This is a genomic window from Paenibacillus alginolyticus DSM 5050 = NBRC 15375, assembly GCF_000422905.1.
In the GTDB taxonomy this organism is placed as follows: Bacteria; Bacillota; Bacilli; order Paenibacillales; family NBRC-103111; genus Paenibacillus_E; species Paenibacillus_E alginolyticus.
In genome coordinates, this window is record NZ_AUGY01000089.1 from 1 (window position 1) to 15,835 (window position 15,835).

Consider the following 15,835-nt stretch of genomic DNA (forward strand, 5'->3'; position numbering starts at 1 on the left):
TATCTTTTTCCCTCGTACAATCCAACAAAACAAAGGAGATTTCACGAATGGCTCGATCACCGGCCTCGTGCCCATAAGTATCATTGATCTTTTTAAAATGATCGATATCAAGAAGTATAAGAGAAAGACTATGATTGTAACGATTTGCATGGGCCAGCTCTTGCTTCAGTTTTTTGTTGAAATATCTTCGGTTATATAAAGAAGTTAAAGTGTCTGTTATGGACAATTCTTCCAATTGCAGTTCTAATAACTTCCTTTGCGTAATATTGATATGTGAGATTACGGCTCCATAAATCTCACCCGAGGAAGTATAAAGAGGTGCCGTTTGCATTAAGAACCACCGCTTTACGGAAGGAGAGTGGCAAGGATATTCGTATTGAAAGGACAGAATCCTTCCCGTTAGAACTTGTCGAATACCCAAGACAACGGTATTTTCCTCTTTGCAAGCATCAAAATAATTGGTTCCAATTCCACAGTTGTTTGGGTTTCCGCCATTTGTCATTGCAAAACGGATCCAAGACTCATTAGTAAATCGAATGAAGCCGTTAAGATCAATAATTGAAATATTATCCAATAACGAATCTAGTACGGAGTAGTCCGTTATAAATTCTTCCATTTATCTATCACCCGCATTTCGAATGTTATGACAGACACTGGCTCGGTTTCTATGGACGAATCTCATGGTTGCGCCAGCTCCGAAGAGGGGCTTTTTTGCGTGCCATTTAACTTAGTCTAGGCGAGCTCCGGTATAACTAGCGTATATTTGATTGCCAAAAGTGTAGCATTAACATGCTTCCATTAATGCCGACCAGCATATGATTGACTACTCGTATATTTCGACAATTACCGCCAAACCCCTTCAATAACTTGCTACTACTTCAACTGTGGGTATGCTTCAAATAGCCCCCACCTAGCGGTCAGATGGGAGCGAGTGTATGATGAATACAGGTTAACTCAGGCGGCAGAAATCGGGCAGTTGCGACGACCACGGCATAAAGGGCTCTAACGCCTGTGGCTCCTGCAGGTTAGGCAGGTTAGGCAGCTGCTCAAACAAGTAGGTGAGATAGCGGAACGGGTGTAGCCCATTTTCCTTGGCCGTCTCGATCACACTATAGATCGCTGCGCTGGCTTTGGCTCCACGCGGCGTGTTGGCAAATAGCCAGTTCTTACGCCCGATCACAAACGGCTTGATCGAGCGCTCGCTGCGGTTATTGTCCAGTTCCAACCTACCATCCTTCATAAAAACCATCAGCTTGTCCCACTGGTTCAGGCTGTAGCCAATCGCCTGCCCCAGCAAGCTTTTGGGCATGGCCCGGGATTTCTGTTGGCGCAGCCAAGCATAATACGCATCCAGCACGGGGCGGCTTTGCTCCTCGCGAGCGGCCAGTCGTTCCAAGTCCGTGACCTCCCCCAGCCCCCGATCGACCGCAAACAGCTGGTTGCACCAGGCAAGGCCTTGTGCTGCTACACTGTGCGGATTGCTTCTGGCCTCTGGCGCTACTTTCAAGGCCTCATCGTATTTGCGACGCGCATGGGCCCAGCACCCTACCAGCGTCACCGCTTTGACCTTGTGGTACCCCGCATAGCCATCCACATGCAAGTAACCCTTGAAGCCTGCAAGAAAATCCCGCGGATGGTCCCCGCCTCGGGTGCGCTGGTAGTCATAGAGCACCACCGGTTCCACCCCCTGACCCGTGCGATACAGCCACATATACGAGTTCGACTGCGCGGCTTTCCCAGGTTCCTTCAGTACTTGCAGGGTGGTTTCATCCGCATGCAGGACCTCCTGCTTCAGCAAATGGCGTTTCATTTCCGCTACAACGGGCAGCAGCCATTGTTCCGCACCGTAGATCATCCAGTTCGCCATCGTCTGCCGCGACAGGGGATAGCCCAAACGGCTCCATTCCTGTTCCTGCCGGTACAGCGGCTGGCTGCTGACGTATTTTTGGCACATCACATGCGCCATCGACGATGGGGAAGCCAAGCTGCCCGGATAGGCAGGCCGTGGCATGGGTGCCGTGACGATAGGCGTTTTCAGTTCATCGCGTTCGCAGTGGCGGCAGGCATACACCTGCCGCACATGCTGCACGACCTTGACTTGTGGAGGCACCACCGCGATTTCGCGGCGTGTCTCGGTGGTCATTTCATGCAGCGCTCCGCCGCAGCACGCGCATATTTGCTCGTTTTCGGCAAGGGCATACATCACCGTTTCCACCGGCAGCTTGGAGAGGTCCTCTTCACGCTTGCCGCTGGCTTTTCGGCGCTCATACGTGATCGATTCCTTCTCCGGCTCAGGTGCCGCGGTCACTTCCGCTTCATTAAATAGATTCAGCTCCAGTTGATCCGGGTGCGTCTTCTCACTGGAAGCGCCAAAGCGTTTTTGCTGCGCGAGCCCAAATTGCTCTTCATACCATTTAAGTTTGGCCGACAATTCGGCATTTTGTTGCTCCAACTGGGCATTTTGCTGCTGGAGTTGTTCAAGGGTGAGGGATTCCGATGGGCTATTCATAACGAAGAGATTCAACAAACGCAGCCTAAAATCCTGCTGGCCCTGTTAAATGGCGATTTCTGGAGAAACCTGGGGATGCGCGTGTCGTTGCGTAAGGGAGAGCCCATCCAGCAGCCAGCGTAGTTCCCGCTGCGTGAGGCATAGCGGAGCTTTGCCACCAGTGGGCCATTGAAACGAGCCGCACTCCAGCCGGCGATAGTAGAGCCAGAAGCCGGCATGATCCCAATGCAGGATTTTGAGTTTATCCCGCCGACTGTTGCAAAACACGAACAGCGCGGAGGAAAAGGGATCCAGCGCAAATTGTTCCTGCACGATGGCAGCTAGACCGTCAATGGATTTACGCATGTCCGTCGTGCCGCAAGCCAGATAAACGAGCGAAGCTGCCACGAGATTTAGCATAAGGGCGTCAGCGCAGCGACCACGTCGCGGAGCAATTTGGGTTCAAAGCCGGATCGAACGTCGATCCGTGCTGCGCCTACATGTATCCAAAGGGATTCCGTTGCTGCGATTCCCCCAGTGACGGCAACCGGACGGAAGGCAGTAGCTGATGGGACGGATTGTACTTGCCTTTGTGCCTTGTACAGCCAGTATTTTAATTGATGCAGGGTCAAGTCATGCTCGGCGCACCAAGCTTTCATCGTTTGACCGCTCGCTCGATATGCGGCAATGCGCGCGGTCCATATTTCTTGCAAATTCGCATCCATGCCCATCCACCTCTCGTAAACGTGCTGGATTCATTCTGGCGGATTTGTGTGGTTATGAACAGGTGTGAAGGGTTTGACGCATACAATAGGTAATATCCGTCACGAGTTTTTGCATCGGTGAATCGGTTTCAAATTGACGCCTTAATAGATGCTCCGCTATGTATGCAGGCTGCCCAGTGGATTTGCGTTTCTTCACTTTGACACGACATTGCAGCTGCTCACGTTGCATAATCCGCTGCACGCGTTTGTGATTGATCGTATGCTCCGTTCGGAGCAACGCTGTGATCTTACGATATCCATAGCGAAATTTATGTTGCAAACAGAGTTTACGAACTTTCTCCACCATGTGATCCTTGTGTTCGGTTCCATATGCGGCTTTCCAACGGTAGTAAGTGGCACGAGGAAGTCCTAACCATGCACAGGCCTGAGCAACACTTACTTCCCCTCGGAGGGATTGCATCCATGGTATGACGATTTCCGGTGACACCTCCTTTCCATCTCCTTGTACTTTTTTAGAACATCTAACTGCTGCCTCAGAAATCGATTTTCCGCTTTCACTTTCTCAAGTTCTGATGTATACTCGGGTCCTTTACCGTAGCTATATTGTTTTCCAACAGGCTGCTCCAGTCGTTGAACTTCTCCTTGTCGATACCAACGCAGCCAAGTTTTCACTTGTGATTCATTTCGTATGTTCAGCTGTTCCATAACTTCTTTCACTGGAACACCTGCCAGTCTCATCTCTATTGCTTTCATCTTCACTTCTACCGGGTAGCTCACTCTTGTTGCCAAGGCAAAAACACCTCCAAGGTTATCTCCATATCTTACGACATGGTCTGATTCTCTTGAAGGTGTTTTGATTTGTCTCACGTTATGGGGTCAGTCCCATATATAGGCTGTTAGCTTTTTTTATTGTCTTTATATTGATGAAAGTTTGTTCTGTTTTTAAATACTGTCGGCTCTGCTTCTGGTGCATCAGGTTTGGGTGATTGGGTTGTTTGGGTTGTTTGGGTTGTTTGGGTTGTTTGGGTTGTTTGGGTTGTTTGGGTTGTTTGGGTTGTTTGGGTTGTTTGGGTTGTTTGTGTTGTTTGGGATGGATTACGACCACTGAAACGTACCATCCTTGACATAGTTTTTTACACCGAATAACAAAAAGCTTACCAAAGAATGACAGGTTGTTTAGCACTTCAAACCTTCTGGTGATAAAAGATAGAAAACATAGTTTTGAAAAACAAAAAGGTTATGGTTATTATTCAAGTTTGATTGATTTTTAATAAGATCAGTCTTCCACAATAGGGCCATTTAGTGGAATAGCGCTTAATTGTATATTATGACAGGATTTCAATCTTAAAAAATCAAACTTAAAGGAGAAAAAGACAATGCTAATTTGTCTTTTCCTCCTTTATTATTCCCATTTTGTAGAGTGACGCTTTATTAAAGCAATCATACTATTGATTGATGGAGATAGCCACTTGTCCTTATGATACGCAAGGAATGTAGAAATAGCTGGATGTTCTGGTTCTACTTCCTCCCCATGCAATTTCTGGCTTTCCAATTCTTCTTTTACAGAAAAATAGGGTACCAATGAAATTCCCAATCCACTTCTAACACATTGTTTAATTGCTTCAATGCTCTGAAAGTCTAAACTTTCTTTTACATCCATTTGTTTAAATTTTATATAGTGGTCAAAAACAGACTTATAACTGCATGACCTTTCCGTATATAAAACAGTCCTTGTGTTTTCTTGCTTTAGAGGGCTTATTAAAACCATTCTTTCTCTTATCAGTCTTTCATAATGAAGCTCAGGAAGAGACCAGTCATCTTTTTCTAATATTAGAGCTAAATCAATGTCCCCGTTTTGAAGACTTGATGCAACCTGGTAATTTTCTATTGATTTGAGTGAAAGATTAACTTTTGGGTAAGACCTTTTATATTCGAGAAGAATAGATGGAATTCGACCGATAGTAAGTGATTCCGATATCCCTATGGTCAAATCACCTGTTGGTTCTTCATTTATATTTAAGGCTTGGGAATATAGGTCTATAATCTTTACAGCATAAGGAAGAAAGTGACGACCATATTGGGTTAAAACAACCTTTTTTCCTAAACGGTCAAATAATGGCTTTCCTAACTCTCCCTCCAGTTCTTTAATATGAGCTGTTATAGAGGATTGGGCATAACCAAGATGTTCAGCTGCTTTTTTAAATCCTCCCCTCTCTACAATTGTCTTGAGTGTTATAAGATGACGAAGCTCCATATATAACTATCCTCCTTAGTTCAATTTTAGCGAACTAATAGTTCATTTCTATCTATTTTACTAAACTAATGTGGTGAATTACAATAGATGAGTACACAGAAACAAAGTCTGTTTGATGTGATTAGTTTCCACCCTAAAAGTGAGGGTATGTCATACATGCAACACAACTTAAACAATTAATAGGAGGTAGTAACCATGACCGTAAAGATAAAGGTGTATTCAGACTATGTATGTCCTTTTTGTTTTTTAGCAGAAAAGCCTTTTGTAGAAGCAATAGAAGGAAAAGATGTGGAAGTAGAATGGATGCCGTATGAGCTACGTCCATATCCAAATGAAACATTGAAGCCAGAAGGACATTATTTACAAAGCACATGGAAACAGTCCGTTTATCCAATGGCCGAACGGATGGGGATTGACATAGTCCTTCCGAGAGTGTCCCCTCAACCATATACTCATTTAGCCTTTGAAGGGTATCAATATGCAAAGGAAAAAGATAAAGGTAATGAATACAATAACCGTATGCTACGTGCCTTCTTTCAGGAAGAACAAGATATTGGTAACATCGATGTACTAACAAAATTAGCTGGTGAAGTAGGATTGGACAAAAAGGAGTATCGGGAGGCTTTAACAACAAGAAGATACAAAGAAGCACACAAAAAAGCACTGAAACATGCTTATGATGAAGCGAATATTACCGCCGTTCCGACATTTGTTATTGGAGATACGACTATCGCGGGTATGCATTCAAAAGAAACTTTGGAACAAATAATAAAAGATGAATTGGATAAACAAAAGCCTGTTATTTTAATGGAAGGCATGGCCTGCGGTATTGACGGCTGTTAATTAATTCAACAATGGAACATACTATACATGATTTGGAATATGGAAGGAGTTTACATTATGACAAACAAAGATTTACTGTTTGAAACGGTGACATTAGGTAGCATAACACTAGACAATCGGGTGGGTGTTGCCCCAATGACACGAACAAGTGCTACACCAGAAGGAGTAGCGACTGACCAAATGGTTGATTATTATGCGAAATTTGCTCGGGGGGGATTTGGTTTAATCATAACCGAGGGAACATATCCAGACAATACTTATAGTCAAGGATATTTTGATCAACCCGGTATCATAGACAACGAACAAGTAAAGGCTTGGAAGAAGGTTACGGATGCTGTTCATCAAGAGGGTGGAAAAATATTTGTTCAATTGATGCACGCGGGTGCCTTATCTCAAGGAAACCGATTTGTAAGTGACACGTTAGGACCATCAGCAGTTCAACCAAAAGGACAGCAAATGAAGGTTTATGGTGGGGATGGAACATTCCCATTACCAAAAGAAGCGACAAAGGAGGATATTACGGAGGTAATTAAAGGGTTTGTTGAGGCATCAAAGAATGCTAAAGAGGCTGGTTTTGATGGAATTGAAATTCACGGGGCCAATGGGTATATCCTTGATCAGTTCTTGACGGATTATACAAATAAAAGAACTGATGAATATGGTGGCACTACAGAAAATCGTGTTCGTTTATTGGTGGAAGTTTCAAGAGCAGTGCGTGAAGTAGTTGGAAAAGAATATCCAATTGGTATTAGAATTTCTCAGGGGAAAATAAATGACTATTATCATAAGTGGGCCGATAAAGAAAAAGATGCCGAAATTATTTTTGGTCAGTTAGGACAAGCAGGACTAGATTTTATCCATGTAACAGAATTTGAAGCATGGCAACCTGCATTCCCTGAAGGTGAAGGAACAGATGCAACAGATTCAGCCTTTGGAGATGGACCTACTCTTGCAGCGTTAGCTAAAAAGTATGGCAAATTACCTGTTATCGCAAACGGGAGCCTTCATGACCCAAAAAAAGCAAAAGAGATTATAGAAAAAGGTGAAGCAGATGTTATCACTTTAGGCCGTGGAGCTCTTGCTAACGATGACTGGGCAAATAAAGTGAAAAATGGAGAACAACCAGAAGAATTTGTACCGGAAAAAGTATTAAGTCCAAACGCTAAAATTAAAGAATTTGAAGTGTAAATATTCTCCATCAACAGTGCTTACTTGAAAAAGCCAAATTAAAAAGTTGATTCCTGTAGTTTAAGGAATCAACTTTTTTAAGTTTAAATTGCTTAGCGTCTAAAATTTTCAAAATGTTGGCGTTACCGCATTAAGAAAAATATAAATAATATTCCGCAATCGGGCGCGTTTGTGGAATATCCTTATTCTAATTCCTCGGTAAAAATGTAGAGGAATTAGACTTTTTTTATCTCTCAAAATCCTTAGCATTGTAAATCCATTTTTCTTGACATTACCCTATTGGTAAACTAATTGGCAACAAGTGGTAAATCCTGTGACAATCGCTGGTAAAAACATGGCAGAAGTGGTACATTCTTATGGCCGATGGGATTGGTTGGGTTTGTGACCTCCGTAGATGGTACTGTGGAAGATAGGACTGGATTAGTAATGATTAGCTACCGCACTTCGTTTGCTTACCAAACAAAAAAGTAATGAATGGTGAAGCTATTCATTACTTCTTTATTTGGTTCATATTTTTTTATTATCCATTTATCAACCAAAATACTTTTTCTATATTAACATGTGCTTTTTGTCATTCCTATTTTTATTCACAAGTATAGTTGCCCAGTTATTCGATTCTAACTAGCTGTGAAATGCACTCAACGTGTGTCGTGCTCGGAATAGGGACACAATTCACTCCCTTCATTTTTCAGCGACTTTTTTTGAAATGGACTGCACGTTTTGCCTTGAACGCTGTTATGAAAACCGGTTTTGTATACGAAGGTCAGCTTGTATGGATTAGGTTGCTCTGGATCGGCGTCCGTGCCGATGATGATTTTATCAACAATACTTTCAAATACGCTGCGATCAAACGATGGCAAGAGCTCGTTCGTGCGAAGCACCTTGCGAAAATGCTCCAGCCGCTTGCCCGTATCGATTTCTTCTTGTGCGGATTGCTCCAACTGAGACTTCTCTTCAAGTAATCCCGACAACGAAGCGTCCAGCTCCGCATATTTCTGCTCGTAAGTTGCCCGGTCGATTTTTTCATCCAAGCACAGATCGATCAGCTTGCAGCGTTTTTGCTCCAATGCCTGAATGTCGGTGATCAATTTATTCAGCCGTCTTTGACTATTCTGGTCGCTGAACACAGCTTCCATTCTTTTCATCAGCTCATCAATAATGTCCGTATGATTGCGGCATACCAATTTGTACGACTCCACAAAGGCGTCCTCAATTATTTTCTCATCCAAGCCTTTGCTGTGAGGACAGAGCTTCTTTCCCTTTTTGGTAGAGGTGACGCACTGCCAAACTGACTTTTCGTTTGGAGTTCCGCTGTGCCAGCTCCGCCGCGAGAAATTGCTTTTACAAAACGCACATTCCAGCATGCTGCTGAATGCAAATTTCCTGCTGTATTTGTCACGTTTGCCTTTCATACCGCGACGGCGATTCTCGCCCCTTCTATGCAGGATAGCCTGCGCCCGCTCAAAGACTTCTTCGCTGATGATCGGCTCGTGGTGATTTTTGACATAAAACTGATCTTCCTCGCCATAATTCTCAAGTCTTCTCTTGGATATGGGATCGAGGGTAAAGGTCTTTCCCTGTAGCAAGTCGCCTTTGTATTTCTCATTTTTGATGATACCAAGAATGCTCGTATCCTGCCATTCAATTCTTCCATACTTGGTCTTATGTCCTGCCTCGGTTAATTCCTTAGCAATAACGTATGCGCCCATGCCATCAACGTAGCGCTGAAAAATATAGCGAACAAGCTCCGCTTCTTCCTGGTTGATGGAAATCTTCTTCGTGCTCGGATCGTAATCGTACCCCAAGCAGCTTTGGAAGCCGACCAACTCGCCGCGCTTCATTTTCATCTTCAAGCCCTTTTTGACGTTAGCTGAGATATTTTCGACTTCCTGCTGCGCTACGGAACTCAATATGACAAGCAACAACTCGCCGTCCATCGTCAGCGTATTGATATTCTCGTCTTCAAAAAATACAGCAACGCCCTTATCCTTTAGCATACGGACGTACTTCAGTGTATCGAGCGTGTTTCTGGCAAAACGGGAGATGGACTTCGTGATGACCATGTCGATTTTTCCGTCCATGCAGTCGTTAATCATGCGCTGGAAATCCTCGCGCTTCGTCACCTGTGTGCCGGTAATCGCTTCGTCCGCATACATATCAACCAACACCCAGTCGCTGCGCTTGCTCACGAGATCTGTATAATAAGCGACCTGCGACTTGTAGCTGTTCAACTGCTCCTCGGAGTCGGTGCTTACTCGGGCATATGGGGCAACACGGAGAACATCCGACGATTTCCCGCCGTTTCGATCAACTATTTTTCGGCTAGCTTTAATCACTTCTACTTCAAGCGCCATAGCCTCATCCTCCATTCTTATTAACTCGCCATCAGTATAATAAGAGTTGGGCGGACCGACAAATGTGCAAATTATGAAGTCAGGTCCGAAATGATGCCGTACTCTCTCATGGTTTTGCCCTTGATCTGATGGAACTCACTTTCAGTGATTAAAGAGAGATTCAATAACTGTTTAATCATCGCAATTTGCATGCTATATCTGATCAGCTTTGAGTTCATACCCGACCTCCCGATCATTCAGACATGCTGAAAAGCAGAGATGCGCACCCGAAAAATTTCACTTATGCGCATCTCTGTTTCCGCCTCTGTTTTGGTTGCATACCTAAAAGTCTTATCCAGCGGACAGTGGTTAACTGTACTCATAGGCGTCAGCCTCTTCCAGGATCGCTGCAAGCCGCCCCCATTGCGATGAGCTATGGCTGGGCGGAAGTATCATTATCCCTCCGTATGGGTCTTCGCCTTAAATGGTACCGCCATTCATTGATTGCATGGCAAAATCGCTCGCATTCCATCGGTTCTGCTAACAAGGCATACAAAAACAAGAATCGACAAAATGGTCGTGGCGCGCCTGCAACGTGGCTATCCTTCATGGCCATGCGGGGAACGTACCGGATAAGATTGTATTTGGTTGTTAAGGAGCGATGAGGGCGACATTTATCCCTCTACTATCCGCTACGTTTTCGGGATAAAATCGGACTCCGGTTGCAAGATTTCGAGAAAAATATTTTACGGGATGGAAAACGAGGAGGTTGGCAGGGAGTTGGTAAAATAAAAAGACGGTGCAAGGAATTCCTGTTCACGCTTTTTGGCAGCTTCCAATACAATCTTGAAATGTTTACTGCTTAACCTTATGGTATGCTATATTTTCTATTCGACTTGTTATCGCATGTTATCGCATCCATTGACGTATTCATAAATCATTTGTAATTTAGTATCTCCTTAATGCCGCTAAATTTAACAATTTATGTATCCAATCCATGGCGTAAAGGGCAGACTTATTTTGCATTTGCATATGGATTCCTTTTTCTTACAAATGTAATGCCACGATTCCCTGAAGCCGGGCCATACCCGGCATTGAATCGGAATACTCGCCGCGGGTGACCGCGAAACCGATGACGACTTGCGACAAGTCGACTTCCAACAGGCCGGCCACGCTGTGGAACACTTCACGCTGAATAAGCTCGTCGGATTCCAGCAGGAAGTCCATCGCCCGATAGCCGTGCTGCACATCGAAGGACGACAGTTGTGGAATGACAACTTCACGATCCACCCAGTCTTCGGCTGCCAGCTTGCTGCCGGGATCAAGCACATGATTGGCCACCATGGTAAAATGGCGCGTTCTACCGTCACTTCGGAATTCCCGGTCCGCCAAGCGCTTATGAAGGCCTAATCGATGCCGAACTCCAAAAACTCCTTCCAAAACTGATCCAGTAGCCAGGTACCGCCGAGTACCTGGGACATCAACAGCTTCACGGCAGAGCGCCGAGGCTTCGTAGCAGGCGTCTCAAGCGGATCGCAGATAAAGTGCTGAATGCATGTTTATGAAGGTGAATTAGACTCATTTATGAAAAAGAATGGTATAACTAAGTTGAAGAAAAGTAGAGCTTTTCGGTATCCCCAAAAGGCTGTGTTTCCGCCTCATATAGACAACCAACCCGATAAAAATGACCAGAAACCGGGCGGATGCCGTTGTTCACTTCTATGCATCTGCCATAGACTGGTGTTGTAAGTTCATCAAAACTCACCTACCAAGGAGGAATGGTTTCGAATGCAGTTTATCAAACAGGAAATGCCCATGTATACGCATGACCACGCCGCTTATGTCAGGCAAATGTACGACTGGCACGTGAAAATGGCTCAGTATCAAGACCAATTGCGTGCCTTTCATCTGGAAAGAGCGAAACAATTTCAAAAGATGGCCGAAGAAAGAGTGAAAACATCAGAAATACCCAGCGGCACCAGCGCCGCTTAAAGGCGAACCGACATGGAGCGATGTGATGAATTGGCAGCATTCCGAATCAAAATCTGGGACCGTTATTTAACCCTTCGTTCCCAATATGGAACCCGGATGCCCTTGTCTTTCGACCAGTTCTGGTACGACTTTTTGGCCAGGCGCATGATATCCGACTGTGGAGTAGAGCAAGTATATGAGGACTTCTGCAACAACTGGGAGAATCAGTGCGTGGAAAATGTTTGCGATTCGAGCCATAGGTAGAATGCCGGAAGTTTTTTTAAACGAACCGATTCATACTTCGTTTTGTCCCGAGGAGGTGGCGGCCATGACAGAGGGGCAACCGGCGAAGAGCGAGGAAATGCTGCAAACCGCATTCCGATTAAACAAAATGTCCGACTTGCTCCGTGCGTAAGTTGGAAAATTCATTGTATAATTTTCGAAGACAACTTATCCTGAGAAATAGGACCACCAAAAGGCCGGCTGTTGCCCAAAATGGGCAGCTCCGGTCTTTGATATTTGTATACAGGGGACAAGGGTAGATGGGATCAAATCCAAGCGGACTTTCACGATGCGGATAACTGCATAGGATGATTCGTTTCTGGACAACTTAAATGCTGTTTGCATAAATTTGGAAAGGCGGATGCCTGCATGTTACCAACATTCAGTACAAGCATTAAAAACTGGACTACTTCTGCCCCGACAACCAAATCGATGTAAAAATTGCATCTGGAGCAACTGGGATGGGTTGAAACAATTTTGTTCGAAACCTGTCTGCATTAAGAAACAACCAGTATAAGAGAAAGTCCATCTTCTTTTACTTGATCATGTTCGGTTATCTGCAAAGAATTCTTGCCCAGTGACTGGCATTTTTGCCGAGGACGCATATAATGACGTGATCCAACTTTGAGGAGTGATGAATCATGTCCGTTGCGGCTCAAACAAGTACAAAGAGTTTACCTCCCTTTTCCATATGGGGAGTTCATGCATCTGTCGCCGGAAGACCGGTTGTGTGGGGCAAACTAGTGATGCGTGTTTTGCAGGACCAGCAAATTCAAGGCACCATCCAATTTCGCGGAACGCCGATTCCGATTGAAGGAAGTTGGAATGAAAGCACGCAGCAGATCATGTTTCATTCCCCCTACGCCGCCTACTCCGGCCAATTAACCATCTATGACGATGTCAAGATTCAACTTCGGCATTTGGTTCTCACCGGACGTCTGCGGATGCTACCCTCTTCTTTACAGGCGGGCGAATATGGAACCTGGGTAGCGACAACTGATATAAGCTTGGCGGGGTATAGCGGCTATATCCCACCGCAACCGCCTTCAACTTCGCTGCCGCCGGTCGGCGTATTTGTAACGTCGAATATACTGTATGGAAACTCGCGTATATAAAACAGGCACATATCGGATGAAAAATGATCGGTAAGCGGATAACGGAAAGGGGTGGCATCGGTGGACGAAAATTAGATTCATCATGTAATCGAACAAGCCTATCAATTGATTGTCTAAGCACACCGCAACATGACTGACATTTGGCGCACTCACGTACTATTTACGCGACAATGGTGGTTGGGAGTAGGTTTATCGATATGCCCCTGGCTATTTTGGATCGGATTTCGGGATAAGAGAGCTACGGGACAGTTTCTCCTATCCGGGTTTATGATGATTATCGTGTCGTCGTGGCTGGACCAGCTTGGGATTGCCATGGGACTTTGGCATTATCACTGGGAAGTCATACCATTCATGCCCGCTAATTTTCCATGGAATTTTTCACTTCTTCCCGTCACGGTTATGTTCTTACACCAGTACAAGTCTGGCATACATCCGTTGTTCTAAGCTCTCCTATTTGGGGGATTTTCCGCTTTTGTGGCCGAGCCGGTCTCACAAATGGCCGATTTATACCACCCCGTTCACTGGAAACATACCTATTCTTTTCCTATCTATGTTGGGCTGTACTTGCTGGCTTCAAGCATTGCCAAGAAGGGCATAGATTTCGGTAAGTCTTTTCAGAAAGACTCTAACCCCTGACAATAGCCAATCATCAAATTTTACCATTCATTATTATTCTGACGGGTTGACATATTACATATGGATGCCATTTCAGGAGGTGATTCAACATGACGGTAGCTTCTCAAGTGAAAACAGCTGTAGCTTCATTAAAAAGCGCACAGGCCAGCTTTGAACAGTTTGCGTTAAATACACAAAACCAGCAGGCCAAAACCACGTTCACAAATGCAGCGCAACAGACACAAAACATTATTGACCAGGTCACTCCACGGTTACAACAAATTGAACAGGAAGAACCGCAGTATAAAGGTTTCTAAAAAAGGCCATGCCGATCTCTTCTCGGCATGGCTGCCCCTTTATTTCCTCGTAGATGACTGGATTGGGAGGCTGATTTTCTTGGCATGGATAGCAGGATTATGGCTAGTAAATACGGCACTGTTGATCATTATTGCGGTTCGGGAGGTGCGCCGCCCCGCCAAAGCGTTGACTTGGATATCAGTCGGACTTGTATTACCGATTATCGGATTCGTTTGTTACCTGTTCGTAACGAATCCTGTGCAAATGCGGCGGGACAAGCTCGTTTCTTCGCACAATAACCCGATAGCGTTGCCTCCAGCATGTGGTGACTCCGCTTTTGTTATCGCTCGGGCTTTGCAACCTTTGTCTGTCAGTGGCCTTCGAACCGGTTACGTCCAAATCCTCACGAACGGGATGGAAACCTATGGAAAACTCCTTCAATCAATTCAGGCCGCACAAAAGACAATCGATCTGGAATATTACATATACCGGAATGACCATATCGGTAAACGTATCACAGATGTGCTGATTGAACGGGCTCTATTCGGTGTAAACATTCGTTTTATTAGGGATGGCTGGGGAAGCCGGTCGTTTCCCAAACATGTGATTCGCCGGATGATAGAAGCAGGCATTGAATGCAGGACCATCTTTCCCTTGCGATTCCCCTGGGTATTATCCAACTTGACATACCGGGATCATTGCAAGATCGTCATCGTCGACGGTAAGGAAGCCTTCATGGGAGGAATCAACGTTGGGGACGAGTATACCGGAATGAAGCCGGATGTCGGTTTTTGGCGCGACACTCATATGCGGTTAACCGGCGAAACAGCGGATGATGTGAAAGCCGTTTTTGAGGCTCACTGGAAAATGGCGTCACCGGACATGCTCCATTCAACGAGAAAGGCAAAATTTATCCCTGAATCGGCTCAACTGTCAGACGATAAAGCCATTCATCCATTTCCAACCGGCAAAACAGAACGATACGGATGGGAATGGGGATCGGAGCTGGGAACGATGGAAGGCACCCACATGGGAAAAGCTTCCCCGTCCAAGGATTCGCATAACGTCTATATACAGATATTCGAAGGCAATCCCGGGCTGCCTACTCCGATCATTCGGGAAATGCATTTCATCTGCCTGACTCAGGCGACCCGAACCATCGACGTGACCAACCCTTATTTTATACCCGATGCGGATATCATGATGGCCATCAAAACAGCCGCGGCGCGTGGCGTTCGAGTGAGATTACTGGTGCCGCGCCAAGTGATTCCTAAAGTTGCAGGAGCTGCAAGCCGTACGTATTATGGCGAACTCGTGGAAGCAGGGATCAATGTGTTTCAGTACAACAAAGGGGTATTGCACGCCAAAGTCATGATTATCGATGGCGAGATTGCCGAAGTGGGTTCTTCCAACTACGATCTCCGTAGTTACCGTTTAAACTACGAAGTGTGTGCAGTGATGTATCACTCTGATGTGGCCCGGGAACTTACGGAACAATTCGAACGGGATCTCGCCGAGGCTACTCCATATCGTTTGGAAGATCATATGCATCGTACTTCTTCCGAGCGCATGCTTGATCAAGCAGCGCGTTTGTTATCTCCTTTGTTATAAATTTCAAAAATTACATGGAATTGAATCCGAAGTCCAATTACAAATGTATATAGCGAAAGGGGAGAAGGCTTCCAACGAATACAAGTAATATCGAATTTGGGCAACAGTTTATG

At 45.2% G+C, this 15,835-nt stretch carries 20 protein-coding genes; 8 read left to right on the forward strand and 12 right to left on the reverse strand.

The window, feature by feature from the left end; all coding sequences use genetic code 11:
* From G519_RS45245 to G519_RS0130145, 8 genes are all read right to left on the reverse strand, one after another.
* The coding region (locus G519_RS45245) for a GGDEF domain-containing protein (RefSeq protein WP_036634294.1) at nucleotides 1–616 on the reverse strand (616 nt) is incomplete at its 3' end.
* A 333-nt stretch (nucleotides 617–949) separates the two neighbouring features.
* The gene (gene tnpC / locus G519_RS0130115) at nucleotides 950–2,509 is read right to left on the reverse strand and encodes an IS66 family transposase (RefSeq protein ID WP_029197833.1); all 1,560 of its coding nucleotides are present in this window, start codon (nucleotides 2,507–2,509) and stop codon (nucleotides 950–952) included.
* 45 nt (nucleotides 2,510–2,554) lie between these two features.
* Nucleotides 2,555–2,908 carry an IS66 family insertion sequence element accessory protein TnpB gene (gene tnpB / locus G519_RS0130120; protein ID WP_029197834.1) on the reverse strand — a complete coding sequence of 118 codons (354 nt, stop codon included), beginning with the start codon at nucleotides 2,906–2,908 and terminating at the stop codon, nucleotides 2,555–2,557.
* A complete protein-coding gene (gene tnpA, locus G519_RS0130125; protein ID WP_036634298.1) occupies nucleotides 2,902–3,213 on the reverse strand; it encodes an IS66 family insertion sequence element accessory protein TnpA in 312 nt (103 codons plus the stop codon). The genes tnpB and tnpA overlap by 7 nt, the downstream gene beginning before the upstream one ends.
* A gap of 52 nt (nucleotides 3,214–3,265) precedes the next feature.
* A complete protein-coding gene (locus tag G519_RS45250; RefSeq protein ID WP_127528326.1) occupies nucleotides 3,266–3,700 on the reverse strand; it encodes an IS3 family transposase in 435 nt (144 codons plus the stop codon).
* Complete coding sequence (locus G519_RS0130135) at nucleotides 3,649–4,002, reverse strand: helix-turn-helix domain-containing protein (RefSeq protein WP_029197836.1); 354 nt, start codon at nucleotides 4,000–4,002, stop codon at nucleotides 3,649–3,651. The genes G519_RS45250 and G519_RS0130135 overlap by 52 nt, the downstream gene beginning before the upstream one ends.
* A 79-nt stretch (nucleotides 4,003–4,081) precedes the next feature.
* The gene (locus G519_RS51385) at nucleotides 4,082–4,318 is read right to left on the reverse strand and encodes a hypothetical protein (protein WP_154669630.1); all 237 of its coding nucleotides are present in this window, start codon (nucleotides 4,316–4,318) and stop codon (nucleotides 4,082–4,084) included.
* Between the two features lie 297 nt (nucleotides 4,319–4,615).
* Nucleotides 4,616–5,467, reverse strand: a complete 852-nt coding sequence (locus tag G519_RS0130145; RefSeq protein ID WP_029197837.1) for a LysR family transcriptional regulator — start codon at nucleotides 5,465–5,467, stop codon at nucleotides 4,616–4,618.
* Between the two features lie 195 nt (nucleotides 5,468–5,662).
* Here G519_RS0130145 and G519_RS0130150 point away from each other — a divergent pair, with 195 nt between their 5' ends.
* Both G519_RS0130150 and G519_RS0130155 read left to right on the forward strand, forming a co-directional pair.
* Entirely contained in the window at nucleotides 5,663–6,310 is a 648-nt protein-coding gene (locus G519_RS0130150) for a DsbA family oxidoreductase (RefSeq protein ID WP_029197838.1), read from the forward strand.
* Nucleotides 6,311–6,367: 57 nt separating this feature from the next.
* Complete coding sequence (locus tag G519_RS0130155; RefSeq protein ID WP_029197839.1) at nucleotides 6,368–7,498, forward strand: NADH:flavin oxidoreductase; 1,131 nt, start codon at nucleotides 6,368–6,370, stop codon at nucleotides 7,496–7,498.
* A 638-nt stretch (nucleotides 7,499–8,136) separates the two neighbouring features.
* Here G519_RS0130155 and G519_RS45260 read toward each other — a convergent pair.
* The 4 genes from G519_RS45260 to G519_RS0130175 all read right to left on the reverse strand — a co-directional run bounded on the left by G519_RS45260 (nucleotide 8,137) and on the right by G519_RS0130175 (nucleotide 11,160).
* A complete protein-coding gene (locus G519_RS45260; protein WP_036634323.1) occupies nucleotides 8,137–9,852 on the reverse strand; it encodes a recombinase family protein in 1,716 nt (571 codons plus the stop codon).
* A 71-nt stretch (nucleotides 9,853–9,923) separates the two neighbouring features.
* The gene (locus G519_RS0130165; protein WP_029197840.1) at nucleotides 9,924–10,070 is read right to left on the reverse strand and encodes an SHOCT domain-containing protein; all 147 of its coding nucleotides are present in this window, start codon (nucleotides 10,068–10,070) and stop codon (nucleotides 9,924–9,926) included.
* 18 nt (nucleotides 10,071–10,088) lie between these two features.
* Nucleotides 10,089–10,214 carry a hypothetical protein gene (locus tag G519_RS53125; protein WP_268633500.1) on the reverse strand — a complete coding sequence of 42 codons (126 nt, stop codon included), beginning with the start codon at nucleotides 10,212–10,214 and terminating at the stop codon, nucleotides 10,089–10,091.
* Between the two features lie 664 nt (nucleotides 10,215–10,878).
* Nucleotides 10,879–11,160: a hypothetical protein gene (locus G519_RS0130175; protein WP_029197841.1), complete on the reverse strand. Its 282-nt coding sequence runs from the start codon at nucleotides 11,158–11,160 to the stop codon at nucleotides 10,879–10,881.
* Nucleotides 11,161–11,619: 459 nt separating this feature from the next.
* Here G519_RS0130175 and G519_RS0130180 point away from each other — a divergent pair, with 459 nt between their 5' ends.
* From G519_RS0130180 to G519_RS0130200, 6 genes are all read left to right on the forward strand, one after another.
* Nucleotides 11,620–11,823: a hypothetical protein gene (locus G519_RS0130180; protein ID WP_029197842.1), complete on the forward strand. Its 204-nt coding sequence runs from the start codon at nucleotides 11,620–11,622 to the stop codon at nucleotides 11,821–11,823.
* Nucleotides 11,824–11,998: 175 nt separating this feature from the next.
* The gene (locus G519_RS0130185; RefSeq protein ID WP_029197843.1) at nucleotides 11,999–12,217 is read left to right on the forward strand and encodes a hypothetical protein; all 219 of its coding nucleotides are present in this window, start codon (nucleotides 11,999–12,001) and stop codon (nucleotides 12,215–12,217) included.
* Between the two features lie 508 nt (nucleotides 12,218–12,725).
* Entirely contained in the window at nucleotides 12,726–13,199 is a 474-nt protein-coding gene (locus G519_RS0130190) for a hypothetical protein (protein ID WP_023556420.1), read from the forward strand.
* A 129-nt stretch (nucleotides 13,200–13,328) separates the two neighbouring features.
* The gene (locus G519_RS53130; protein ID WP_279626880.1) at nucleotides 13,329–13,643 is read left to right on the forward strand and encodes a CBO0543 family protein; all 315 of its coding nucleotides are present in this window, start codon (nucleotides 13,329–13,331) and stop codon (nucleotides 13,641–13,643) included.
* A 281-nt stretch (nucleotides 13,644–13,924) separates the two neighbouring features.
* Nucleotides 13,925–14,131 (forward strand): DUF1657 domain-containing protein, encoded by a 207-nt coding sequence (locus tag G519_RS0130195; protein ID WP_029197844.1) that lies wholly within the window; start codon nucleotides 13,925–13,927, stop codon nucleotides 14,129–14,131.
* A 79-nt stretch (nucleotides 14,132–14,210) separates the two neighbouring features.
* Nucleotides 14,211–15,722, forward strand: coding sequence for a phospholipase D-like domain-containing protein (locus tag G519_RS0130200; RefSeq protein ID WP_029197845.1), 1,512 nt, complete (start codon nucleotides 14,211–14,213; stop codon nucleotides 15,720–15,722).
* Nucleotides 15,723–15,835: the final 113 nt, after the last annotated feature.